Annotated in this window: 23 protein-coding genes; 6 read left to right on the forward strand and 17 right to left on the reverse strand. The window is 39.3% G+C overall.

Features of this window, described 5'->3' with window-relative positions:
* Nucleotides 1-2 precede the first annotated feature (2 nt).
* The 3 genes from JZO85_RS14970 to tyrS all read right to left on the reverse strand — a co-directional run bounded on the left by JZO85_RS14970 (nucleotide 3) and on the right by tyrS (nucleotide 3,174).
* On the reverse strand, nucleotides 3-893 hold the full coding sequence (locus JZO85_RS14970) for a deoxyribonuclease IV (RefSeq protein ID WP_207109329.1): 891 nt from the start codon (nucleotides 891-893) through the stop codon (nucleotides 3-5).
* A gap of 18 nt (nucleotides 894-911) precedes the next feature.
* Complete coding sequence (locus JZO85_RS14975; RefSeq protein ID WP_207109330.1) at nucleotides 912-1,817, reverse strand: AEC family transporter; 906 nt, start codon at nucleotides 1,815-1,817, stop codon at nucleotides 912-914.
* Nucleotides 1,818-1,911: 94 nt separating this feature from the next.
* Nucleotides 1,912-3,174, reverse strand: a complete 1,263-nt coding sequence (tyrS, locus tag JZO85_RS14980) for a tyrosine--tRNA ligase (RefSeq protein WP_207109331.1) — start codon at nucleotides 3,172-3,174, stop codon at nucleotides 1,912-1,914.
* A gap of 330 nt (nucleotides 3,175-3,504) precedes the next feature.
* On the opposite strand from tyrS, the gene JZO85_RS14985 reads away from it, so the two are divergent.
* The 4 genes from JZO85_RS14985 (at nucleotide 3,505) to JZO85_RS15000 (ending at nucleotide 7,622) form a co-directional block, all read left to right on the forward strand.
* Nucleotides 3,505-5,874 (forward strand): transglycosylase domain-containing protein, encoded by a 2,370-nt coding sequence (locus tag JZO85_RS14985; protein ID WP_207109332.1) that lies wholly within the window; start codon nucleotides 3,505-3,507, stop codon nucleotides 5,872-5,874.
* A 154-nt stretch (nucleotides 5,875-6,028) separates the two neighbouring features.
* Nucleotides 6,029-6,250, forward strand: coding sequence for a DUF2829 domain-containing protein (locus JZO85_RS14990; RefSeq protein WP_207109333.1), 222 nt, complete (start codon nucleotides 6,029-6,031; stop codon nucleotides 6,248-6,250).
* Entirely contained in the window at nucleotides 6,247-6,999 is a 753-nt protein-coding gene (locus tag JZO85_RS14995; RefSeq protein WP_207109334.1) for a 3-oxoacyl-ACP reductase, read from the forward strand. The genes JZO85_RS14990 and JZO85_RS14995 overlap by 4 nt, the downstream gene beginning before the upstream one ends.
* 116 nt (nucleotides 7,000-7,115) lie before the next feature.
* The gene (locus tag JZO85_RS15000; protein WP_207109335.1) at nucleotides 7,116-7,622 is read left to right on the forward strand and encodes a QueT transporter family protein; all 507 of its coding nucleotides are present in this window, start codon (nucleotides 7,116-7,118) and stop codon (nucleotides 7,620-7,622) included.
* 30 nt (nucleotides 7,623-7,652) lie between these two features.
* Here JZO85_RS15000 and treC read toward each other — a convergent pair whose 3' ends face one another.
* Both treC and treP read right to left on the reverse strand, forming a co-directional pair.
* On the reverse strand, nucleotides 7,653-9,275 hold the full coding sequence (gene treC, locus JZO85_RS15005; RefSeq protein ID WP_207109336.1) for an alpha,alpha-phosphotrehalase: 1,623 nt from the start codon (nucleotides 9,273-9,275) through the stop codon (nucleotides 7,653-7,655).
* Nucleotides 9,276-9,290: 15 nt separating this feature from the next.
* Entirely contained in the window at nucleotides 9,291-11,237 is a 1,947-nt protein-coding gene (gene treP / locus JZO85_RS15010; protein ID WP_207109337.1) for a PTS system trehalose-specific EIIBC component, read from the reverse strand.
* A gap of 350 nt (nucleotides 11,238-11,587) precedes the next feature.
* Between treP and treR the strand changes: the two genes are divergently transcribed.
* Entirely contained in the window at nucleotides 11,588-12,310 is a 723-nt protein-coding gene (treR, locus tag JZO85_RS15015) for a trehalose operon repressor (RefSeq protein WP_207109338.1), read from the forward strand.
* A gap of 67 nt (nucleotides 12,311-12,377) precedes the next feature.
* On the opposite strand, the gene ccpA is transcribed toward treR, so the two are convergent.
* Nucleotides 12,378-13,382 (reverse strand): catabolite control protein A, encoded by a 1,005-nt coding sequence (gene ccpA, locus JZO85_RS15020; RefSeq protein ID WP_207109339.1) that lies wholly within the window; start codon nucleotides 13,380-13,382, stop codon nucleotides 12,378-12,380.
* Between the two features lie 195 nt (nucleotides 13,383-13,577).
* On the opposite strand from ccpA, the gene JZO85_RS15025 reads away from it, so the two are divergent.
* A complete protein-coding gene (locus JZO85_RS15025) occupies nucleotides 13,578-14,678 on the forward strand; it encodes a M24 family metallopeptidase (RefSeq protein ID WP_207109340.1) in 1,101 nt (366 codons plus the stop codon).
* 42 nt (nucleotides 14,679-14,720) lie between these two features.
* Here the strand turns inward: JZO85_RS15025 and JZO85_RS15030 are convergent, their stop codons facing one another.
* The 11 genes from JZO85_RS15030 to liaX form a co-directional block, all read right to left on the reverse strand.
* Nucleotides 14,721-15,203 carry a helix-turn-helix domain-containing protein gene (locus JZO85_RS15030; protein WP_207109341.1) on the reverse strand — a complete coding sequence of 161 codons (483 nt, stop codon included), beginning with the start codon at nucleotides 15,201-15,203 and terminating at the stop codon, nucleotides 14,721-14,723.
* Nucleotides 15,204-15,317: 114 nt separating this feature from the next.
* Entirely contained in the window at nucleotides 15,318-15,884 is a 567-nt protein-coding gene (locus tag JZO85_RS15035; protein ID WP_207109342.1) for a YtxH domain-containing protein, read from the reverse strand.
* A 2-nt stretch (nucleotides 15,885-15,886) separates the two neighbouring features.
* The gene (locus tag JZO85_RS15040; protein WP_016181289.1) at nucleotides 15,887-16,324 is read right to left on the reverse strand and encodes a DUF948 domain-containing protein; all 438 of its coding nucleotides are present in this window, start codon (nucleotides 16,322-16,324) and stop codon (nucleotides 15,887-15,889) included.
* Nucleotides 16,325-16,443: 119 nt separating this feature from the next.
* Nucleotides 16,444-17,004: a TetR/AcrR family transcriptional regulator gene (locus JZO85_RS15045; protein WP_207109343.1), complete on the reverse strand. Its 561-nt coding sequence runs from the start codon at nucleotides 17,002-17,004 to the stop codon at nucleotides 16,444-16,446.
* Nucleotides 17,005-17,169: 165 nt separating this feature from the next.
* A complete protein-coding gene (gene galU, locus JZO85_RS15050) occupies nucleotides 17,170-18,063 on the reverse strand; it encodes a UTP--glucose-1-phosphate uridylyltransferase GalU (RefSeq protein ID WP_207109344.1) in 894 nt (297 codons plus the stop codon).
* Nucleotides 18,064-18,086: 23 nt separating this feature from the next.
* Nucleotides 18,087-19,106 (reverse strand): NAD(P)H-dependent glycerol-3-phosphate dehydrogenase, encoded by a 1,020-nt coding sequence (locus tag JZO85_RS15055; protein ID WP_207109345.1) that lies wholly within the window; start codon nucleotides 19,104-19,106, stop codon nucleotides 18,087-18,089.
* A 131-nt stretch (nucleotides 19,107-19,237) separates the two neighbouring features.
* Nucleotides 19,238-20,068 carry a prolipoprotein diacylglyceryl transferase gene (lgt, locus tag JZO85_RS15060; protein WP_207109346.1) on the reverse strand — a complete coding sequence of 277 codons (831 nt, stop codon included), beginning with the start codon at nucleotides 20,066-20,068 and terminating at the stop codon, nucleotides 19,238-19,240.
* 1 nt (nucleotide 20,069) lies between these two features.
* Complete coding sequence (hprK, locus tag JZO85_RS15065) at nucleotides 20,070-21,005, reverse strand: HPr(Ser) kinase/phosphatase (protein ID WP_207109347.1); 936 nt, start codon at nucleotides 21,003-21,005, stop codon at nucleotides 20,070-20,072.
* Between the two features lie 426 nt (nucleotides 21,006-21,431).
* Nucleotides 21,432-21,794 carry a phage holin family protein gene (locus JZO85_RS15070; RefSeq protein ID WP_207109348.1) on the reverse strand — a complete coding sequence of 121 codons (363 nt, stop codon included), beginning with the start codon at nucleotides 21,792-21,794 and terminating at the stop codon, nucleotides 21,432-21,434.
* Complete coding sequence (locus tag JZO85_RS15075) at nucleotides 21,794-22,111, reverse strand: PspC domain-containing protein (RefSeq protein ID WP_207109349.1); 318 nt, start codon at nucleotides 22,109-22,111, stop codon at nucleotides 21,794-21,796. The genes JZO85_RS15070 and JZO85_RS15075 overlap by 1 nt, the downstream gene beginning before the upstream one ends.
* 25 nt (nucleotides 22,112-22,136) lie before the next feature.
* Nucleotides 22,137-23,678 carry a daptomycin-sensing surface protein LiaX gene (gene liaX / locus JZO85_RS15080; RefSeq protein WP_207109350.1) on the reverse strand — a complete coding sequence of 514 codons (1,542 nt, stop codon included), beginning with the start codon at nucleotides 23,676-23,678 and terminating at the stop codon, nucleotides 22,137-22,139.
* Between the last annotated feature and the right edge of the window lie 53 nt (nucleotides 23,679-23,731).

Consider the following 23,731-nt stretch of genomic DNA (forward strand, 5'->3'; position numbering starts at 1 on the left):
TTCTATTGTGTTTGAATTTTTTCCAACAAATTTGGATCAAATATTCCCTCATTCAGCATCGCTATTTCAAAACCATAAGGGGCATGCTGATTCTTTTTATCTGCTCCAACATAGGGGGTCTCTAAAATTTTAGGCAAGTCCTTCAATTTTTCGTGATGAACAATAGCATTTAGTGTGTCAAATCCAATCGTACCGAAGCCAATATTCGCATGTCGGTCCTTGTGAGAACCGATTGGATTTTTCGAATCATTCACATGGACCACTTTCAACCGCTCCAAGCCGATTACTCGATCAAATTCGTCTAATACCCCATCAAAGTCCTCTTTAACATTGTAACCCGCGTCATTTGTGTGACAAGTATCAAAAGTTACAGAAAGCTTTTCATTCAAAGTCACACCATCGATAATATAAGCCAACTCTTCAAACGTTTTTCCTAACTCCGTCCCTTTACCTGCCATTGTTTCTAAAGCGATTTGCGCTCGCTGATCTTTAGTCAGTACTTCATTCAAGCCTTTGATAATTTGATCTAAACCGGCTTTTTCGCCCGCACCTACGTGCGCACCCGGATGCAAAGTAATCTGCATTGCTCCTAAGGCCTCCGCCCGCATAATTTCATCCCGTAAAAATTGAACCGCAAATGGAAACATTTCCGGCTTTTTAGTGTTGCCTAAATTAATAATATACGGTGCATGCATCACGATATTTGACAGACCATGCTCCTTCATAAATTCTTCTCCAGCCGGAATATTCATTTCTTCCACTGGCTTACGACGAGTATTTTGGGGAGCTCCACTATAGATCATAAAGGTTGAAGCTTTGTAGCCGGCTGCTTCTTGCGCCGCACCTAATAACATTTCTTTTCCTTTCATACTTACATGAGAACCAATTAACATAAGAACCTCCAGATTTTTTTATAGGAATAATAATAAGCTAGTCATCAACGGTAAACTGATTAAGAAACTGAGTGACGATGTAAAGCCAACTACTTCAGCTCGCATACCTGCAGCTACACTGTTAATCACACCAAACGTTGGAATCGGTCCGACTGAAACAAGGCATAAAACGATTTTGATCATCATCGGAAAAGGCATCAACATGAACAGTATCGCTAGCAAGATACCTACCCCATATTTGATTGCTAAAACACGCAAGACTAATGCCAAATCTTTCTTCGGCAAACGGAGTTCCAAAAACAAACCAATCATGAACATTGACAAAAAAGTGTTCGCATTCGCGATCGGCTGTGCGATCTGAAAAACTGCTTCTGGTAAATCAATCTTTAACATACGAAAAAGCAACATAATTAAATAGCAGAGAAACGGGACTGAACGTCCCAAACGTCCTAAAACCTTTTTAGCGGTTGGGCGTTCTTCATTACTGCCGCTGATACCTTCAATCACAACATTTGACCCTCCCGCTAGCATGACGCTGTTTCCAATATCAAAAAAAGATAAAATCGGAATCGCCTGCGGCATAAAACTTTGGACAAATGGGATCGCAAAATTTCCGATATTGTAACCGGAAACACCATACATCAAAAATTCTCGTTCCACCTGCTCTTGCCTTTTTGATAAAAAATGGCCAGTAATAATCATTACTAGGTTCAAAAACAGCCCCGCTATAATCAGCAATAACAATTGATTTTTAATCTCCAAAAACTGCAGATTTACGATAATCGCCGCTGGCAAGGTAACATTAACGACAATTTTTGAGATCATCGAACCATCCGCTTTCATCAATAAGTTCAATCGTTTCGTTAAATAGCCTATCAAAATAATAACAAATAATCCTAACGAGTTTAATAAAACTGCTCTCACCTGTTCACCCCTTTACCTTCTAAAACGCTTACCTGTCAATGCATAGAAAGAGGATTGCTCCAAAAAATTGGTACAATCCCTTTCGCGATTATGATTAAAATTGTAAAACAAAATATTTTTTCTTGCCGCGACGAACAACGATGTATTCATCTGATAATTTGTCTTGATCACTTAACGTATAAGCTACATCTTGCACACGATCTCCATTGATGTAGATTGCTCCGTTGTTGATGTCTTCACGAGCTTGACGTTTCGAGTTCTCAATTCCAGCAGTCAATAAAATTTCTACAAGGTTTAAATTATCTTCCGTTTGAACTTGATAATTCGGTACATTCTTAAAGCCTTGCTTGATTTCATCTGCGTTCAAATTTTTTACCTCTCCGCTGAATAATGCTTCAGAGATATGAACTGCTTGATTATACGCTTCTTCTCCGTGAACTAACACAGTAACTTCTTTAGCCAGCGCTTTTTGAGCTGCACGCTGCTCAGGCGCAGCTGTAAACTCTTTTTCAATCGCATCGATTTCTTCTAAGTTTAAGAATGTGAAATACTTCAAGAATTTGACAGCATCACGATCATCGGTATTGATCCAGAATTGGTAGAATTCATAAGGTGAAGTCTTTTCTGGGTCAAGCCACACAGCATTCCCCTCTGTTTTCCCGAATTTTGTACCGTCTGCTTTAGTGATTAGCGGCATTGTCATTCCAAAAGCTTGCTTGCTTGCTTCGCGGCGAATTAATTCGATCCCCGAAGTGATATTTCCCCATTGATCGCTTCCACCTAATTGCAGAAGACAGCCGTATCGTCTGTTCAATTCATAAAAATCGTATGCCTGTAATAATTGGTACGCAAACTCTGTATAAGAAATTCCAGATTCGATCCGACGTTTTACACTTTCTTTACTCATCATGTAGTTGATTGTGAAGTTTTTACCTACATCACGTAAAAAGTCGATCAATTTTAACTCGCCTAACCACTCATAGTTATTAGCGACAACTGCTGGATTTTCTTTGTTTTCGAAATCAATAATACCAGAAAGCTGGTCTTTGATACTTTGTGACCAATTTTGAACAGTATCCAAAGTGTTTAACTGACGTTCCGCATCTTTAAATGAAGGGTCTCCAATCATTCCGGTACCGCCGCCAACCAAAGCAATTGGCACATGACCGTTTTGTTGGAAACGACGCAACGTCAAAATCGGTAATAAATGACCAATGTGCAAACTGTCTGCAGTCGGGTCAAAGCCGATATATAGTTTAACAGACTCTTCATTTAATTGTTTTTCTAAGGCTGCTTCGTCTGTTACTTGAAAAATTAAGCCACGGGCTTTTAGTTCTTGAAAAAAGTCTGAATGCATTTTTATCCTCCTAATCAATTTTGCTGCTTTACTTAAAAAAGTAAAACATTTGCTTATTACGCATATCAATCCTAAATGATTTATACCTTCCCATATTAACTGAAAAAACAAGGAAATAAAAGCGATTCACTAGAATTATTCAAACTTCTGTACCTGCAAGAATGCCTCTCGAGCAAAAGAAGCCAAACAATATAATAATGTTTGTTTTGTTTTACTTAACAATTAGTTGAAGTTTTGATTACAAACATTCCATCCGCTTGTTAATAGAAGTAAAACTTTGCTATAATTCAACAGATAATTAAAATGATAGAATCTAATGAGGTGGACTTTTTGGCTCACAAGAAAAAAATAAATAAGCAACCGAAAAAGAGCGGCAAAAGTAAAGCAAAAGCTACTCTGGGAGGCTCTTTTGCGCTTAATGTTTCATTGCGGGTAGTCAAGTCATTGCTACTTGGCTTAGTCGTTGTGCTCTTTTTAGGCGGCATGCTGGTCGTCGGAATCGGTGCTGGGTATTTTGCGCATCTTGTCGAAGGAACACCGACACCGACAAAATCAGAAATGAAACAAAAGGTTGGGGACATCGCTGAATCTTCCAAACTACTCTACGCTGATGACCGTGAGTTAGCAACGATTCAAGCCGATCCAATTCGTGAAAAAATAAATTCTGATGAGATTTCTGAATGGGTAAAAAAAGCACTCGTTGCCACAGAAGATGAGAACTTTTACGAGCATCCAGGTGTTGTTCCAAAAGCAGTTGTTCGTGCCTTATTAGGAGAAATGGTTGGATTTGGTGCCGGATCTGGCGGTTCTACGCTTACACAGCAACTAATCAAGCAGCAAGTTTTGACCAATGAGACTTCCTTCAAACGTAAAGCCAATGAAATCATCTTGGCATTGGATTTGGAGAAATATTTAAGCAAAGATGAGATTTTAACGGCTTATCTGAACGTCTCCCCTTTTGGCCGTAATAACAAAGGACAAAATATTGCCGGGGTTGAAGAAGCGGCAATTGGTATCTTTGGTGTTCACGCAAAAGATCTAAATCTACCGCAATCCGCTTTTATTGCTGGTCTGCCGCAAAGTCCAATTGTTTACAGCCCTTATACGAATACTGGCGATCTAAAGCAAGATTATTCTCTAGGTATGGCTCGAAAAGATGATGTGCTTTTCAATATGTATCGTGAACAAATGATTTCTAAAAAGGAATACGAAGAAGCCAAAAAATATGATCTTTCTAAAGACTTCCAAGCACGGCAAGACGTAGAGGTCCAACAACACGGTTTCTTATACTATACCGTTTATAATGAAGCCATCAGCATCGTTGCAAAGCAACAGGCTAAAGAAGATGGTGTCAACGATGCGGATTACAGTAAAGAGGAAACGCGAAATCGCTATGTCGAACAAGCCAAAGTTAAAATGCAAAATCAAGGATTAGTCGTCAAATCAACAATTGATAAAAATATTTATGACGCAATGCAGCTGGGCGTAGCTGAATATGGACAATATTTGGACGACGGCTCTGGTGCGACTGTTGAGCCTGGTACAGTCATGATGGATAACAAAACTGGCCGAATCTACGGTTTCGTCGGCAGCCGTGATTATAATACGAACCAAAACAACCATGCCTTTGATACTGCTCGACAAGCAGGCTCATCAATCAAACCGATGCTAGTATACGGGCCAGCTATCGACCAAGGGCTATTAGGCAGCGCGTCACGAATTGCTGATTTTCCGATGAAATACCAGCATGGTGAACATGCGGGCAAGGAATTAGGAAACGCTGAAAACAAAGGTTCTAAAACTTTCCAAACAACACGACAGGCTCTTGTTGAATCCACAAACATCACCGCATATCATGTTTATCAAGATATGTTAGCAAATAAAGGGTCCGATCAATTTGCTTATGATAACTACTTGAAGAAAATGAATTATCCGACTTCCAATGCTTGGGGAGTTGAATCAGCACCATTAGGAACAACTGACGTCTCGACTCTGACAGAAGTCAACGGCTTCCAAACATTGGCTAACGGCGGGGTTTATCAGCAAGGCTATCTGATTGATTCAATTACTGACAGTACTGGCAAAGAGATCTATAAACACAAGGACGAACCGGTTCAAGTATACTCAAAAGCAACGGCTTCCATCATGAATGACTTGATGCGTAGCGTAATTAACGAACAGCATACTACCCCATTCAAATCCATTTTGAGTGGAGTGAATTATCAATTGAGTACGGCTGATTGGGTCGGGAAAACAGGGACCACTGATAATTATGCCGATAACTGGCTGATCGTCTCCACCCCAACAATCACATTAGGAACGTGGACTGGACGAGATGATAACAAACCAATGAATGACGGCGCGGGAAATCGGACTGCGACCTACATGGCTTACCTTGCTGGTCGTATTTATCAGGTCAATCCAAACATCTTTGGTGAAGATGAAGAATTCGAGTTGTCTGATGACGTCAAACAGATTAAAGTTTCTGATTTTACTGGACTAAAACCTGGTAAAGTAAATCACAATGGGACCAATTATCAAGTGCCAAGTGGTGAAACAACCTCTCTTTGGGCGAAGGATGGACCAGGGGATAATACCTATGAATTTGGTATCGGTGGTAACGACGATGATTACAAGACTTATTGGAATACTCGCAATAAAGTCAACGCAAAAGCCAAAGAAGATAAAGACGATGATTAAACCAAAATGGACAACGAATACTTTTAAGAAAGGCGGCTCTTTTCAGAGCGGCCTTTCTTTGTATGAACAGCTTCTGCGTTTTGGCATCTTGTGACATCTCAGGCTTTTTGGTATTCTACCAAAAGAAAAGTAATTTCGAACGGAGGAATTGTAAATGACATTTGAAGAAATCTTACCTGAATTAAAAAAGGGGGCAAAAATTATTCGCGAAGGCTGGGGCGGCTTTGAATTATATGTGACGCTCGTAGAAGGTGAAGTATTTGATGGTTCGCCAGTAACACCCTATTTTTTGATCAAAACTGCTGATGAAGGTTTTTCAAGTTTTGCACCAACGGTTTGTGATATCTTAGCAAACGATTGGAAAATCGTTAAATGATGACGTTTGATTTTTCTAAAAAAACTGTTTTTGTTACAGGAGCGGCTTCAGGTATTGGTGCTGCTCAAGCTGCCGCATTCTTGGAAAAAGGCGCTCGCGTTTTCGCTTTTGACCAACAGAAGCAATATCTAGATGAACTGCAAAGTAAATTCCCTGATCATTTTGCTTATTCCATCGGAGATGTTCGCGAGAAAAAAGCTTTGCAAGCAGCTCAACAAAAATGTTTTGAACGTTTCGGTACGGTGGATATTTTGCTAAATACTGCTGGAGTGCTAGATAATTATCTGCCGTTAGATAAAACAGATGAAGATTTATGGGAACAAATTCTAGATACCAATGTAAAGGGCATGTTCCTACTGACAAAATTATTATTGCCGGAACTATTGGCAAATCGAGGAACAGTCGTTAATATGGCATCGATCGCCGGAATTGTTGCTGGAGGAGGCGGAATTGCTTATACAACCAGCAAACATGCCATCATCGGCTTCACTAAGCAGCTTGCATTAGACTATGCGGCCAAAGGACTCCATGTCAACGCTATCGCCCCTGGAGCGATCAACACCCCTATGAATCAAGCGGATTTCGCTGGTGATGGGCAAATGGCTGAATGGGTCGCTGAAGAAACTCCTGTTAAACGCTGGGCAGATCCAAAAGAAGTAGCCTATGCCACATTGTTTTTGGCAAGTGAAGAAGCCCGCTATATGCAAGGAAATGTTTTACCAATCGATGGCGGCTGGCTTTTAAAATAGCTTGCAATTTTTATGAAATCATCTATGATAAATGATAGCGAGAATTTCGCACTGCGGCACTTCAATCCTTTGGTCGCAGTTATTAACGAGACACTGTCTTGTAAAGGAGATTAAAAATGAATTTAGAAAAAAGCTCAACCCAACACTGGACCACCACCGATACGGCAAAAATGGCTGTAGTGACCGGACTTTATGTCGCTATCACTATTGTTTTATCCGTCATTAGTTTTGGTGCGATCCAACTGCGCATTGCAGAAATGTTCAACTACATGCCCCTTTTCAATAAACGCTATACTATTGCGGTAACATTAGGTGTTGCGATCGCCAACCTGGCCTCACCACTTGGTATCGTGGACGTACTATTAGGCAGTATTTCCACCTTGATTGTTTTGCTGATCTGTCGAGCTGCAACGAAAAAAATCGCCTCTCTTAAGAAAAAAATGATTATCACAGCATTGATTTTTGCTTTTTCAATGTTCACGGTTGCTGGACAATTGACCTTTTTTTATCAAGCACCGTTTTTCTTTAATTGGCTGATTATTGGCATAGGTGAGCTGCTCTCTATGTCATTAGGCGGCATATTGATTTATTTGATAAATAAACGAATAGATTTGACAAAATGAAACGCGTGAGCAGAACTGCTCACGCGTTTTTTAGCAATAAATAGCAATTGATTGATAAGGCTTCAATACGACTTCCTTATCCAGCTTTTCATTGTCATAATTATTGATCAAGGTTTCTCCATTTTGAAATGCTTCTGGTAGTTCGATCGTCGTTTCTTGAGAAAAGAAATTATTAAGCACGAGCAGGCTCTGCCCCTTAAAACGACGAATATAGCCATAAATTTGTGGATGTTCCGATAAAAAGGCTTCGTAGCTACCCTCAGCGATTACTGGATACTCCTTCCTCAGCTTAATCAATTTTTGATAATAGTTGAATAATGACCCTTCTTGCAATTCTTTTGCTACGTTGATTTGATTTACTGAATTCCCCAAGGCTAACCATGGGGCAACAGTTGAAAAACCACCATACATGCTACCGTCCCACTGCATCGGCGTACGTGAGTTGTCTCTTGATTTCGCCTTGACGATCTCGAACGCTTCTTGTTCAGTCTTTTCAGCAAGCAATAGTTCTTGATACGCATTTAGACTTTCCACATCAACATATTTTTCCATGGAATCATAATCCGGATCCACCATTCCAATCTCTTCACCCATATAAATATAAGGGGTCCCACGGTTTAAGTGAATCGCGCTAGCTAACATCTTAGCTCCAGTTACTCGATAGTTATCCACATCAACAAAACGATTCAACGCACGTGGTTGATCATGATTATTCCAAAAAAGTGCATTCCATCCACTTTCCTCACTCATTTGCGTTCCCCAAGTATGAAACAATTCTTTTAATCTCGCAAAATCAAATGGCATCTGTGTCCATTTTTTTCCATCCTGATAATCAACTTTTAGATGGTGAAAATTGAAGGTCATATTCAGTTCTTCTCGTTCGGGCTTTGTATATAAAATGCAATTTTCTACTGTGGTAAAACTCATTTCTCCGACCGTAATCATTTCGTCTGCTTTTCCAAAGGTTGCTTGATTCATCATGTGGATAAAATCATGATTAATCGGGCGATCAGTATAAGCCGGCTTTCCATCATTTTCTGCACAATTTTTTAAAACTTCATCCTTGCCGATCAAGTTGATCACGTCGAAACGAAATCCTTTTACACCTTTATCCATCCAAAAGCGTATGACTTCAAATAGTTCTTCCTGTACCTCTGGGTTGCGCCAATTTAGGTCAGCTTGGGTTCGATCAAATAAATGCAGATAATATTTACCGGTATCTCCAAATGGCGCCCACGCGTTTCCACCGAATTTCGATACCCAATCTGTCGGCTCGTCACGTAAAATAAAGTAATCTTGAAATTTTTTGTCACCCGCCAAGGCCTTTTGAAACCATTCATGTTCTGTGGAAACATGGTTGAAAACCATGTCCAGCATTATTTCAATATCATGCTCTTTTGCAGTTGCTATCAGCGTTTCAAAATCTGCCATCGTTCCAAACATTGGGTTGACCGCAGTATAATTTGCCACATCATACCCGTTATCATTTTGCGGACTTGGATAAATTGGGCTTAACCAAATCATATCAACACCTAATCGTTTCAAGTAAGGTATTTTTTGCTTGATCCCTGCCAAATCCCCAATACCATCTTGATTCGTATCTAAAAACGATTTGGGGTAAATTTGATAGATTACTTTCTCTTTAAAACTCATGTTATCCTCCAGCTTCTACAACTCTGTTGCTAATATAATTTTTTCTGCACTTGTCACAGGCGCTTCTTCAATCAACGGATCTACTTGAAAATCCGTTGAATTAGTTACAATGATCGGCGTTTGAACCTCATAGCCTGCTGCTTTGATCGCCTCGACATCAAACTCCATTAGAAGCTGACCCTTTTTGACGCTGTCGCCTTGCTGCACATGACTGGTAAAATATTGTCCATCTAACTGAACTGTATCAATTCCGATATGAATCAATACTTCTGTCCCCTCTGTGCTTACTAGACCGATAGCATGTTTGGTTGGAAACAGCAAACTGATTTGTCCATCAAATGGAGCAACTAAGTTCCCTTCGCTGGGATCAATCACTACACCTTGTCCCATCAGCCCCTCAGCAAATACAGGGTCTTTAGCACTGCTTAAAGGATGCAGCATACCAGCGATTGGTGCGAATAATTCCACAACAGAACCTGCTTTTTTCGTCGTCTCACTTCCTAAGCTTGGTACATTTCCTTCTTCGACACGATCAATTTTATTAAACAAACCGATTCTACGGAAAGTCAGAGTCAAAATGAATGGAACAGCAATTGCAATCAGCATAGCAATTCCAAAGATCACGTAGTCTTGCGGGCGAATTGCTAAAATCCCTGGCAAACCGCCGACACCAATTGATAGTGCTCGAACCTTGAACAAGGTTACAAATAATCCGGCAATTCCGCTGCCGATCATGGCAGCGATAAATGGATACGTATATTTCAAGTTAATCCCAAACATCGCCGGCTCTGTAACCCCTAGCCAAGCAGAGATAACAGATGGAATCGATACTTGCTCTTCTTTCTTATTCCCACGATGGGCAAATACAATTGCTAAAACAGCCGCTCCTTGGGCAATATTTGATAAACAGATCATCGGCCATAAATTTGTTGAGCCAAAATCAGCAATCAATTGCGAATCAATCGCTAAAGTTGTATGGTGCAAACCGGTTATGACCAGAGGCGAATATAGCGCTCCGAAAATACCACCAAACAACCAGCTGAAGCTAGAGGTCAAACCTGCATTTACTACAGCTGAAATCGCTGTCCCGATTTTCCAGCCGATCGGTCCTAAAATGATATGTGCTGCTAGAATCGTCGGAATCAAGGAGAAGAATGGGACGAAAATCATAGAAACAGCTTCTGGAATATGTTTGCGGAAAAATCGCTCTAAATAAACGAGCAAGAAGCCTGCCAACATTGCCGGAATAACCTGCGCTTGATAACCAATTTTATCAACAGTAAAAAAACCGAAGTCCCATGTCCAATTTTTTGCGATTTCTGCAGCAGAAGTACCATTCACTGCATAAGCATTCAACAACTGCGGTGAAACTAAGGTGATCCCTAGAACGATTCCCAAGATCTCTGTAGCACCCATCTTACGGGCAATACTCCACGTGATCCCAACTGGTAAGAAGTGGAAAATCGCCTCACCTGGGAGCCATAGAAATCCGTTAACGCCGTTCCAAAATGGCGACGCGTCAGCAATCGTCTGACCATTCAGCCACCCCATTTGTACGCCTTCTAAAATATTTCGAAATCCTAAAATCAAACCGCCGACAATAATTGCTGGTAACAATGGTGTAAAAATTTCTGCTAAAACAGTAATGGCACGTTGAACTGGATTTTGATTTTGCTTTGCCGCTGACTTCGCTGCTTCCTTAGAAACACCTTCGATTCCTGAAACAGCAACGAATTCATTGTAAAAAACAGCTACATCATTTCCGATAATTATTTGAAACTGACCTGCATTTGTAAACATCCCTTTAACGCTAGGAATATTCTCGATTTGCTCCTCGTCTGCTTTTTTGGGGTCATTCAAAACAAAGCGCATCCGTGTGGCGCAGTGGGTAACCGCGGAAATGTTTTTCTTACCGCCGATGGCCGTTAACAGATCCTTAGTATCCTTTTCATATTTTCCCATCTTTTTTCCCTCCGAATAATTTTAACTTGTATGGATAAGTTCAGCTGATAGGTTTACTATAATTGCTCTAGGCATTTTTGTAAATCGCTTACATTAGTGGCAAAACACTTTTGATTAGGAAATTCTCATTTAAATGAAGCACAACTGATTTTATTAACGATTTATCAGTCTTATAGTTACCAACAAGTCGGTAAAAAACCCAACAAGTTTTATCCTACATAAGAATTTACTCATTTTTATATTTAGCTTTATTCAGGAAGCGTTTTACTTTCAGATTCTTTCTTTGTATAATGAAATTACTTATACGGACAAGTTGATATTTCTTATTTAACTAAGAAGAAGGTGACAATATGAAAAATTATGAAGTGATCTACCAAGCGATCGAACGTGGAATTTTAAAAGGAATCTATGAGGCTGGTTCCTACTTGCCTAGCGAAAACAAATTAAGACAAACATATCATGTCTCTCGTGATACGATTCGTAAGGCCCTGTCTCTTCTAATGGCCAATGGCTACATCCAAAAAATCCAAGGTAAAGGCTCGCTTGTATTGAAGCGTGAACAGCTGCGTTTTCCTGTATCTGGCTTGACCAGCTATAAGGAGCTGCAAAATTCCTATGGCTATGAAAGCAGCACCGAGGTTGTTAGTCTTAAAAAGATCGTCATTAATGAAAAAATGGCTCGCATTACCGGTTTTGAGGTAGGTGTCATTTGCTGGGAACTCATTCGTACTCGTGCCATCGATCAGAAAAAAGTGATTCTCGATAAGGACATACTGCTAACAACAATTATCCCTGAGTTGGATACTGAGATTGCAAAGGATTCAATTTATCGCTATTTTGAAAATGAATTGGGCTTGAACATCGCTTTTGCAGAAAAAGAAATCACAATTGATGCGTTAACCGAGGCAGATCGCGAATTATTAGATTTAAATCAGCACGATATCAACATCGTTTCTGTGAAAAGCCGAGTCTTCACTAGTGATGCTCGACAGTTTCAATATACTGAGAGTCGTCATCAAGTAGACAAGTTTCGCTTTTTTGATTTTGCACGACGCCATCCTTCCACTATGTAATTAGGGGAAGCTTAGAGAATTTTATGAAAAAAGAGGCTGTACCAACTTGGGTACAGCCTCTTTGAGCTTATTGTTTTGTCGAACCTTTTTCATAAATACCATGTGGTAATTCGATTGTTTTTTGTTCGATGTCTTCTTTGTTCATCATTTTTGTTAATAGACGCATTGCTACAGCACCAATATCATATAATGGTTGCGTTACACTGCTTAGACGTGGACGAGCCACATCTGTCAACAATGAATCATTGCTTGTGATGATTTCGAAATCCTCAGGCACCTTCACACCTTTATCGATTAACCCATCTAATAATCCAATAGCAAGTTCGTCATCAGTTACATATGCCGCTGTTGCACCGCTGTTAAGGATACGATCGGTCAAGGCTAAGCCTTCTTTAAAGTTATATTTAGCTTCAAAGATTAAACCTTCGTTGTATTCTAAACCATTGTCAGCTAAAGCTTCTTTATAGCCGCCCATACGAGCTTGTCCGTTGATAGCATCGATCAACGCGCCGCTGATGAAAGCAATCTTCTTATTACCGTGTTTTGCCAATAAGTCGATTGATTCTTTCGTAGCTGCAGCATAATCAATATTTACACTGCCGACTTGTTCATCTGGATCAATAGACCCAGCTAAAACGATCGGTGTTTTCGAACGAGAGAATTCTGCACGAATTTCATCAGTAATGCGATGGCCCATGAAGATTACACCGTCAACTTGTTTTGCCAATAAGTTGTTTAACACGTTTACTTCTTTTTGTGCTTCGCCATCTGAGTTAGCTAAAATAATATTATACTTGTACATCGTCGCAATGTCATCGATTCCACGTGCTAATGAAGCGAAAAACATGTTGCTGACATCAGGGATGATTACACCAACCGTTGTTGTTTTCTTACTTGCCAATCCTCGTGCGACAGCATTTGGACGATAATCCAGACGCTCGATAACTTCTAGTACCTTTTTACGTGTTGTCGGCTTTACATTTGGGTTGCCGTTGACTACACGAGAAACGGTTGCCATTGAAACATTCGCTTCGCGGGCAACATCATAAATCGTAATTGTTTGCTTTTCCATGGATACGCTCCTTTTATATTGTTTTCAGAAAATATCATTTACATTTCTAAAAGATAATAGCACGTTGTTTCATTGATTGCAACCGTTTTACACATTTTTCCTTAAAAATCTGTAAGCGTTTTATTAGAATCATTTTTCAATAAAATTTATTAGTGTTACAATCAGTATAACGCCAAAAGAAAGAAGGATGCTTTAATGAACCAAGAAAAAGTTTTGGAACTACGAAAATGGATGCAAAAAAACGAGGTAGATTTGGCTTATGTTTCTGATGCGAGTCATATTGGCTACTTCTCCGGCTTTGACAGCAATCCGATGGAACGTGTATTGGCATTGTTCATTCCACTTGAAAAAGAGCCATTTTTATTTGCACCTGGCCTCGAAGTTGAAGACGCAAAAGCCAGCAGCTTTGAATATGATGTTGTAGGCTATTTAGACAGTCAAGATCCATTTGCCATCATCGTGGATGAAATCAAAAAACGTTATGGTTCTCCTAAAAAAATTGCGTTAGAAAAAAATCAGCTAGTACTAGATCGTTATCTACGTTTGAGTGAAGCTTTTCCTTCCGCTGATTTTTCAGCTGACCTGACTCCGCTAGTCCAAGAATTGCAATTATATAAGACTGAAGATGAGTGTCAACGCTTGCTCGAAGCAGGTTCTACTGCTGATTTAGCTTTTGAAATCGGCTTTAGACACGTGAAACCAGGTGTTTCTGAAGAAGAAATCGTCGCAGAGATCGAATATGAATTAAAGAAAAAAGGCATTAAACAAATGTCCTTCCCTACCGAAGTGCTCGCTGGACCAAACGCTGCCAGCCCACACGGTACACCGGGTAAAAATACTTGTAAAGAAAATGAACTCGTTTTGTTCGACCTTGGTACAATCGTTAATGGCTACTGTAGTGATGCAACTCGAACCGTTGCTTGCGGCAAGCCAACTGATCACCAAAAAGACATCTACAACATTGTACTAGAAGCCCATATGGCTGCTTTAAACGCTGTAAAACCAGGTGTCACTTGTGGTCAGCTAGACAAGCTTGCTCGTGACGTCATTGAAAGCCACGGCTACGGTGAGTATTTCAATCATCGTTTGGGTCATGGAATTGGAACTACGATCCATGAATTCCCGCAAATCGTTGGAGGAAATGATCTGGAGGTTAAAGAAGGCATGTGCTTCTCAATCGAACCAGGTATCTATCTGCCCAATGATGTTGGTGTTCGAATCGAAGATTGCCTATTCGTAACAAAAGACGGCTGCATTCCATTTACTAAGACATCAAAAGAATTAACGATCTTATAATAGAAAAAAAAGGAACACCGTTCAAAACGAGCGGTGTTTCTTTTAATTGTCTCCTATTTCTCTTTGATCACTAAAAAAATACCAACTTGTACTAAAGTATGATAATAGAAGCAACGCCAAAAATAAATTGAATACATTGTCCTTAAGAGAATGCAAATACCATAGTAAAAAAGCAAAAACAGTTGGCAGTAAGACAAAACGATTCCAGGGCTGTTTCCAATTACGACGAATTGTTACCCATACTACCCGTAATGGAAGAAATACAATCCCAAACAATAGCAAACCTAGACCCCATTGAAATTTTCTCATAAAACGTTCCTCCTCACCTTTTTTTGAAGAAGACTCCTCTACTAATTGAACAGCTAAAACTCTCTCTAAACTTTTTTTAGAAATGGCATCAGGCTCACTTTTACCCAACTCCCATTTTGAAATGGTTTGTCTAGTCACATAAATTTGATCTGCCAATTGCTGTTGAGTCATCTTCATCGCTTCTCTTTTTGAACGAATCGTTTTTCCTATTTCCAATTTCGTTACACCTCAATTATTAATTATTGTGACATCAGATTACAGCAATATTCTGCGTTGCGCACGCAACACAAAAAAAATAGCCCTTAACGCTAAGGGCTACATTATTCCAACTTACTCTGGATTATTTTTTTCGACTTCTTCTTTTAATTCTTCTTTGATTTCAGAAAAATCAGGTTTTTTCTCATTTAACTCTTTTGTTTTATCCGCTAAAGCTTCTGCTCCTTCAGAGGTGGTTTCCTTCGCTGCTTCTTTTGTCTCTTTGACATCAATTACGATATCTTCTGTAGTATCTTCAGCTACATCTTTTGCTTCGCTTGCCGCTTTACGAAAACGATCAGATAAATCGGAGCTTTGACGTTTCAAATCTGCCAAAGTATCAGAGGTGATATCATCCATGTCATCCATAGCATCTCCGGCTTTACCCTTCACGTTTGAAGCCAAATCATTTGCTTGATCGCTCAAGTCAGAAGCCCGATCCTTCACAATTGACCCCATCTCACTTGTCTTCATAACAAAGTCATCCGTGTAGTCTGAAGCTAAATCTAACCACTCATCAGTTTTTTTCGCTAAGTCTTCCCGCATCTCTTTTCCTGACTTCGGTGCTAATAATAAAGCTACTACCGCAGCAGCTGTCCCTCCAATTAAGGCACCTGCTAAAAACTTTCCGCTTTTTGCCATTCTTATCCCTCCGTTTTCGTTGTTGTCTTACGATCCCTAAAGAATCTCATCGTGGTCGCGCCAACCTTTCCTGCAACACTTGCTTTTGCTGCATTCTTTCCTACGCCGCCAACTTTTCCTGCTAAATTACGACTAGTCGTATTTAAATCTGAAACACTCTGACTCAGATCAGCCACTGCCGTAAATAATGGATCAATCGTTTCCACTTTTCCGTTAATATCATTCAGCAAGTGATTACCTTTTACTAACAATCCTTCTACTTGCTGCATGAGTAAATCTACATCTTTGGTAAGAACATCGATCGTTGTATTGGCTTCAGTTACCGTCGTCTCAACTTTTTCAACTGTTTTTGACACTTGACTCAAGACACGCACTAAAAATATAACCAAAACAACAAATGCAAGTGCCGCAATAATTGCTGCAATGCCGCCTAAACTCATTCAATCGCTCCTCTCATTTTTCACTCATTATGCTAACTTAAATTATACCATTCCCAAGGAAATTAATGAAAGAGAAAGAATTATACTAATTACTAATAAAAAAAGATATCTCAATTAAATTATTGAGATACCTTCGTGAAGTTTTGAAGAATGCCATTGTAAATGATTTCTAAGTCACTAATCAAGTCTGCTTCGTTAAAACTATTTCCAGTGAAGCATTCTGCATGACCGCGAAAATAATTAGTCATAACACGTTCTATTTGATTAATTTCCTTACTGGTCAGCTCACGCTCAGAAAAGATTCGATCAAATGCAGCTCTTAGAAAGACAGCAATATATTTTTCATAAGAATCTATGTACTCTTTTTGATAAAATACAGTGTAAAATGCATTTTTATTTTTCGCAAAAACAGCCCAAGTTTTTCCTAATTCGATAAAGGCACAAAGATTTGCTCGGCCCAATAATGAGTCTATTAATTGTTCGCGAAAATCCTCCATCGCTCGTCTTACGACAGCATGCCGCAGATCTGTCACACTGCCTGTGTGTGTATACAAGGAAGGAGATTTGACATCAAGACGATCAGCGATTTTATTTAGTCTCAATCCATTGAGTCCAGATTCATAGACTAACTCCATCGCACATTTGATAACGATTTCTTTATTTAATCGGGAAGTTTTCATTAAGTCTCCTTTTCAATATTGTTATTTCCAAAAAATATTATATAACGAAATAACTAATTAATTCTATTCGTTATAGTGATAATTCGCATTAAAAAATCAAATGATTCATCTTTTTAAAATAACTAACAATATAAAAAGCGTAGAATCAAATCTACGCTTTAAAAATTATTTTTTTATTTTATTTTGTCCGCTTAATTCTTTACCTAAAGATATGATATAATCGTGTAATTTATCTTTAATCTCTGGATGTTTCAACCCATATTCGATACTCGTTGTCATAAACCCGAACTTATCACCAACATCGTAACGTTTTCCGCTAAATTCCTGTGCAAAAACGCGTTGTGTCTTATTCAAGGTATCAATAGCATCTGTTAATTGAATTTCGTTACCGGCACCTGGTTTTTGGTTAGCTAATACATCAAAAATCTCAGGTGTTAGCAAGTATCGTCCAATAATCGCTAAATTGCTCGGTGCTTCTTCTGGTTTTGGTTTTTCAACGAAATTCTTCACGTTGAACAAACCTTTAGAAACTTCTTCTCCCGGATTGATAATTCCATATTTTGACGTCTCATCTTCAGGAACACGCATTACTGCGATCGTTGATGCATGAGTTTGTTCGTAATCATTCATTAATTGCTTAGTTAACGGAACACGATCTTCCATTAAATCATCGCCTAACATTACAACGAATGGTTCATTGCCAACAAAAGCACGAGCCTGTAAGACAGCATGTCCTAGGCCTTTGGGATGTGACTGCCGAATAAAATGCAGATTCACATCTGTTGTTTCTTCTACTAATTTTAATAGATCTGTTTTGCCTTTTTCCTTCAGATTCATTTCTAGTTCAATATTTGCATCAAAATGATCTTCAATCGGGCGTTTCGCTTTTCCAGTTACAATCAAAATATCTTCAATACCGGATTTTAAAGCTTCCTCAACGATAAATTGAATCGTTGGTTTGTCAACGATTGGCAACATTTCTTTGGCCATCGCTTTTGTAGCTGGTAAAAATCTTGTTCCTAAACCAGCGGCTGGAATAACTGCTTTTTTTACTCGCATCTATCTTGTCCCACTCTTTCTATTTATTTTATAGTAAATTCATTTTCAAACGTACCTTCACGCGTCATCAACTCACGACAAGCCTGACGTACGTCTTTCCCATTATATAAAACCTCATAGATCGTTTCAGTGATCGGCATATTGACATTCAAGCCATCAGCCAATTCTTTCGCGGCTTTCGTCGTCGAAACGCCTTCGACGATCATCCCCATATTCTCTAGAACTTCATCCAGTTTGTGACCTTTTCCTAAAAGATTTCCTGCACGCCAATTTCGAGAATGAACGGAAGTACATGTAACGATCAAGTCTCCCACACCGCTCAATCCTATGAAGGTCAATGGATTCGCTCCCATCGCAACACCAAGACGGCTGATTTCAGCTAATCCACGTGTCATGATCGCGGCCTTAGCATCATCTCCGTAAGAGAGACCATGTAACGCACCTGCTCCTAGAGCGATAATATTCTTTAATGCAGCCCCAGTTTCAACACCAATTACATCAGGATTCGTATAAATTCGTAAGTAATCATTCATGAACAGCTTTTGAACATATGTTGCCAATTCTTCATCCTTGCAAGCAGCAGTAATTGTTGTTATGTCATGAACAGCTACCTCTTCAGCATGACTTGGTCCAGATAAAACCACTACACCTTGACGTCGTTCTTCCGGAATTTCTTCAGCCAAGACCTCTGAAATACGTTTGTGGGTATCTTGCTCTAAGCCTTTGCTGGCATGGATAATAACTGGTTTATTTTCAACTACTTGAGCAAATTCCTGTGCGACTGAACGGATCGCCTTCGTTGGAACAACAAATAAGACAGCATCCGCATCTTTTACCGCATTCTTTAGATTTTTTTCCCCTTTAATGCTTTCGGGAATTTTCAAATCTGGTAAGTAATGGCGATTTGTATGGTACGTATTGATTTCATCAATTTGTGCCTCGTGATTCCCCCATAGTCTTACTTCATGTCCATTTTCGGCTAAGACTTGTGCTAACGCCGTTCCCCAAGAACCCGGTCCTAAAACTGCAACTTTTTGTTTCACAGAGATTTCCTCCTAGTTTATATTAAACTTTTTTAGTGGATTAAAAAATAAATAAGCTTGATTATTCATAAATTCGTTTATTAAAAAAATTCTTCTTTATCATCATAGCATAGATAACTGCTGCCTCGTTCTTAAATTAAAGCTTGATTAGCACCCTTGTCACGTTCGTAAGGCTTGATATCGATACGCTTTTTTCGACGATAGTAAAGTAAAATCAATCCGCCAACAAACAAAATCAACGACAACATTTGAGACACACGAATGCCACCAAATAGGTACAAACTGTCTGTCCGCATTCCTTCAATAAAGAATCGGCCAAAGCTGTACCAGATCACATAACCTAAAAACAATTCACCACGCTTAACAGAAATTTTTTTGCGAATAATCAGAATCAGAATAAAACCCGCTAAGCTCCACATTGATTCGTAGAGAAACGTCGGTTGGCGAAATGCACCATCAATATACATATTATCGATAATAAATTGTGGTAACTGTAAATTCTCTAAAAATTGGCGAGTTGTTTCCCCGCCATAAGCTTCATGATTTGTAAAATTCCCCCATCGCCCCATCGCCTGTGCCAGCATAACACTCGGTGCCACCACATCTAAGAAGAGCCATGGATCGATAAAATTGTGTCTAGTATAGATAACCAAAACAATCGCCGCAGCTATCAATCCGCCATATATGGCTAATCCTCCGCTACGCGTGTTAAAGATTTGGATTGGATCTGCGAGATAGGGTTCTAAATCAAACAAGATGAAATACAAGCGAGCACCAATGATCGCGATTGGCAGAGCCCAAAGAATGAAATTTGTCATGTCATCTTCTTTTAAACCAACTCTTAGTGCCTCCCGATTCGCAAGCCACAAAGCAATGGCAATCCCAGAAACAATAATGATCGCGTACCAATAAATTTGAAGACCAAACAATTCAAAAGCTACGCGATTTATTTGTCCGATCATTCTATTGTCCAGAATTTTCTTCGATTAATTGGGTCAAACGATTCTCAAAGGTCTTCGTAGCATCGTAACCCATCGTGCGAGCACGGAAATTCATTGCTGCTACTTCAATGATAATAGCAACATTTCGCCCGGTCTTCACTGGAATCTTCACTTGCGGAATTTTCACTTCCGCGATTTCCACTTCAGTGTTTCCACTGCCTAAGCGATCATATTTTTTATCCTTCGACCAATTTTCTAAATAGACCACTAGTTGCAAAGGCATTGATCCCCTAACAGCACTCGCTCCAAATAGATTCATCACATCAATGATACCGATTCCGCGAATTTCGATTAAATGCTGTAAAATTTTAGGCGGTTCACCGACTAAAGTCAATTCATCTTGCTGGTAGACATCGACCCGATCGTCTGCAATCAAGCGATGTCCACGTTTAACTAATTCCAATGCCGTTTCGCTTTTGCCAATCCCACTATCGCCTTGGATCAATACACCTAATCCATAAACATCGACTAATACACCATGGACACTCGTACGAGGCGCTAAACCGCCATTTAGAAAGCTGGATATCTCACCCAGCAAACGAGATGTCGAGATAGGTGAACTCAACACTGGAATATTACGTTCACTAGCAGCTTTTATCATTTCTTTTGGCGGAGTTAATCCGCGGGAAACAATAAAGGCTGGTGTATCATCGCTGCACATCCGGCGTAATACCATTAATCGTTCCTCTGGCATCATACGCTCTGCAAAGGTGATTTCTTTATTTCCAAAAAGCTGTAAACGATCATGTGAATAATAGTTAAAATAGCCGGTCAATTCTAACCCTGGGCGAGAAATATCGCCGGTAGTGATGACCCGCTCTAGGCTCTCTTCATCGCCAGTTACTACTTCCAATGAAAGTTTATCAACTAGTTCTTTTACTTTTACTGTTTCAGCCATATAATCCCTCTTTTCTACACTTCCGCTCTATTTTATCATTTTATCCATGGAGTGACTAGGTTCAGACAGCTTCTCCCCTAAGAAACAGAAAAGGCTTCATAAATTATTAATGAACTCGCATAAAAGAACCAACTAGTTTTATGAAGATCATCTACATTTAGACTTACGATTGCTGCTCACAATGTTGGAAGTCATAGACACCTCAAAAAAGCCTCTTTCAAAAAAAGCTTTTGTAAACATAATATTCTTCAAGCTTGCTAAAGCAGGAAGAAAATCGCACAGCTAATCAGTTTTAGAGAATTAGTTTTACTCTCACAATGTATACAATCTAGCTAACCAACCGGTTTTTATAAATGACTATCCATATTTGATTTTTGTCATCAGGTTGTTGCGAAAAGTTGGCACACAAAAACGGATAGGTAAAAATTACCTATCCGCGTATTTGTCGATATTATGATCTGAAACGATCGCATTGACAATCGCCATGACAATAGCCACCAGAACTGAGATGGCAAAGCTAGAGAAGCCAAAACGATAATTTCCTAATAAGTTGGAAGTCAATTGCAGCATACCAGCGCTAATCACAAAGCTAAACAGTCCTAAAGTCATAATATTTAACGGCAGTGAAAGCAGAATCAAAATTGGTTTCACTAATGTATTCAATATTGATAAGACAAAGCTTGCGGCAATAGCCATCGTAAGACTTTCCACATAAACCTGATTGGGAAAGAGCACTGATAGTGAAATAAAAATCAGTGCATTAGCTATTAAGCGCTGTAGGTAAGTCATTAAAAGTCGCTCCAGTCATCATCGTCGATTTTATCCGCTTTCTTACGTTGGCGGGACGCTTTTTTCTCATAGTTGTTGTAGTCGTTGTTGCCATAATATGGGTTATTATGTCCATAAGAATCCCGGCCTCGCGGGCTCGCAGGAATCACTAATGCTAACAAGACATATAATACAACTGGCGCGCCGATTAAGCCGAAACTTAAGAAAACATAAATCACACGCACAATTGTTGGATCAATCCCGAAGTATTCGGCGATCCCAGCTAAGGTACCTGTCAGTACCACATTATTTCGTGACTTTTGTAATCTCTTTTGCATATGAATCTTCCTTCCTTATTATTTCCTAATTGTCGAAATCTTTCAAGAAAATGCTACCCGTGGTAGTTGATACATCGATTTTCGCCATTTCATCAGCTACTCGTCGAAATTGTAGTAAACGATTCGTTTTTTCCTTTTTCTCTCTGATCACTTCGTAGTTTGACAAACGATCATTGATGCTTCCTAGGCTTGTTTTAGCTAAACCTTCCAAACCAATCGTTTTCCCTACAGAAACTTTAACGTTTCCGTTAACTGAGCTTGCTTTGATTTTTTGTAAAGTATCATGGCCAGCAGTCAATTTCACGTCTCCATTAACCAATGAGATACCATAGTTTTGAATCGCTGCTTTAGTAGTAATATTCCCATTAACCGTTTCAATAATTGAATCTAAGATCGCGCCTTCGCGAATTTCGATATTGCCATTAACGCCTTGGATCTCAAGCATTGTTGCATCAATATGTTTGAAAGTGATATTGCCGTTTGTTGATTTAGCATAAACATCTTTAGCATCCATCTCTTCAACATTCAAATCACCATTTAGCAGTTTCACTGCTACATGATCGTAAGTACGTTTTGGCAAGTAGAAAACAAGTTCTGCTTGAACCCGCTTGTTCGGAATTTGGAATGAGATATGTTCATCATTCACTTCGATCTGACTGCGTTCCATCAATGATTGTAAAGGAGTTGCTTCATTCATTTTACCATAAAGTTTGATTTTCGCATCCACTTTGATAGCTGCGTCATCCCAAGCCTTTAAAGTCACTTTACCATTAGCTAATTTGATATCAAGCAAGGTAGGTTCAACATCTGTATATAAAAACTGATGTTCAAATTTAGAGGTTACCAGACCAGGAACTTTCACGTTGAAGTCTTTCCAGTCAACATTTTCCTCTACTGTATCAGAAACAGATTTCCAAGTCTTCTTCATCAAACGACCTAGTTGAACGCCGGCTTCTCCCAATTTTTCACCAACCTGCGAGAAAGTTTCACTGGCTTGATCTTTCAAATCATCTGGAATCTCAATATGAGCGTAGACCCGTTTTTTACGCTTGTCCTTTTGATCATTTTGTACATTGCTCAATTCTTCTTCTTGCTCTTCAACTTGCTCTTCTAACTCTGAGATTTGCTCTTTCAATTCATCGATTGCTGCTTCGACAGCTTCGCGAATTTCATCGTCAGCTTCTGATAAAGTCTCTAATTCCTCTTTTGTATCTAACTCCATCAAAACTTCTTCTTTTTCATGAAGTGCTGCTTTTAACTCATTTTTCTTTTGGTTAATCTCATCAATGTGAGCGGAAATTTGATTCACTTCTGTTGCTAAGTCATCAAAATAAGCTTCAAGGTCTTCCAAGTCCTGTTCTTCAGAACCTTTGGCTTTTTTTCCAGTTTCCCATTCATCAACTAAATTGGTTGCTTGGTCGCGGTGATAAGAATCCACTTTATCTGCAGCCTGTTTGATCTGCGCTTCATCCTTTGCCTTGGCCATGCTTTCGAGTAAATCTAACCCTTCTTCAGTCGATAAAATACCTTTTTTTACTAATTCCAAAATTCTTTGTCTTTCATTCATAGAAATTGCCTCCTTCAAAAAGCAAATACATTACTTTTGTTTACATTCATATT

It is taken from the genome of Candidatus Enterococcus murrayae, from assembly GCF_017315985.1.
Classification (GTDB): Bacteria; Bacillota; Bacilli; order Lactobacillales; family Enterococcaceae; genus Enterococcus_A; species Enterococcus_A murrayae.

Excerpts from the sequence above, each read along its gene's own strand:
- JZO85_RS14995 (WP_207109334.1), top strand. The coding sequence starts at position 6,247 with ATGATGACGTTTGATTTTTCTAAAAAAACTGTTTTTGTTACAGGAGCG.
- JZO85_RS15025 (WP_207109340.1), top strand. The coding sequence starts at position 13,578 with ATGAACCAAGAAAAAGTTTTGGAACTACGAAAATGGATGCAAAAAAAC.
- JZO85_RS15075 (WP_207109349.1), bottom strand. The coding sequence starts at position 22,111 with ATGCAAAAGAGATTACAAAAGTCACGAAATAATGTGGTACTGACAGGT.
- ccpA (WP_207109339.1), bottom strand. The coding sequence starts at position 13,382 with ATGGAAAAGCAAACAATTACGATTTATGATGTTGCCCGCGAAGCGAAT.
- JZO85_RS15070 (WP_207109348.1), bottom strand. The coding sequence starts at position 21,794 with ATGACTTACCTACAGCGCTTAATAGCTAATGCACTGATTTTTATTTCA.
- JZO85_RS15035 (WP_207109342.1), bottom strand. The coding sequence starts at position 15,884 with ATGGCAAAAAGCGGAAAGTTTTTAGCAGGTGCCTTAATTGGAGGGACA.
- galU (WP_207109344.1), bottom strand. The coding sequence starts at position 18,063 with ATGCGAGTAAAAAAAGCAGTTATTCCAGCCGCTGGTTTAGGAACAAGA.
- treR (WP_207109338.1), top strand. The coding sequence starts at position 11,588 with ATGAAAAATTATGAAGTGATCTACCAAGCGATCGAACGTGGAATTTTA.
- lgt (WP_207109346.1), bottom strand. The coding sequence starts at position 20,068 with ATGATCGGACAAATAAATCGCGTAGCTTTTGAATTGTTTGGTCTTCAA.
- JZO85_RS15000 (WP_207109335.1), top strand. The coding sequence starts at position 7,116 with ATGAATTTAGAAAAAAGCTCAACCCAACACTGGACCACCACCGATACG.
- JZO85_RS15045 (WP_207109343.1), bottom strand. The coding sequence starts at position 17,004 with ATGAAAACTTCCCGATTAAATAAAGAAATCGTTATCAAATGTGCGATG.
- JZO85_RS15040 (WP_016181289.1), bottom strand. The coding sequence starts at position 16,324 with ATGAGTTTAGGCGGCATTGCAGCAATTATTGCGGCACTTGCATTTGTT.
- treP (WP_207109337.1), bottom strand. The coding sequence starts at position 11,237 with ATGGGAAAATATGAAAAGGATACTAAGGATCTGTTAACGGCCATCGGC.
- treC (WP_207109336.1), bottom strand. The coding sequence starts at position 9,275 with ATGAGTTTTAAAGAGAAAGTAATCTATCAAATTTACCCCAAATCGTTT.
- JZO85_RS14970 (WP_207109329.1), bottom strand. The coding sequence starts at position 893 with ATGTTAATTGGTTCTCATGTAAGTATGAAAGGAAAAGAAATGTTATTA.
- liaX (WP_207109350.1), bottom strand. The coding sequence starts at position 23,678 with ATGAATGAAAGACAAAGAATTTTGGAATTAGTAAAAAAAGGTATTTTA.
- tyrS (WP_207109331.1), bottom strand. The coding sequence starts at position 3,174 with ATGCATTCAGACTTTTTTCAAGAACTAAAAGCCCGTGGCTTAATTTTT.
- hprK (WP_207109347.1), bottom strand. The coding sequence starts at position 21,005 with ATGGCTGAAACAGTAAAAGTAAAAGAACTAGTTGATAAACTTTCATTG.
- JZO85_RS14990 (WP_207109333.1), top strand. The coding sequence starts at position 6,029 with ATGACATTTGAAGAAATCTTACCTGAATTAAAAAAGGGGGCAAAAATT.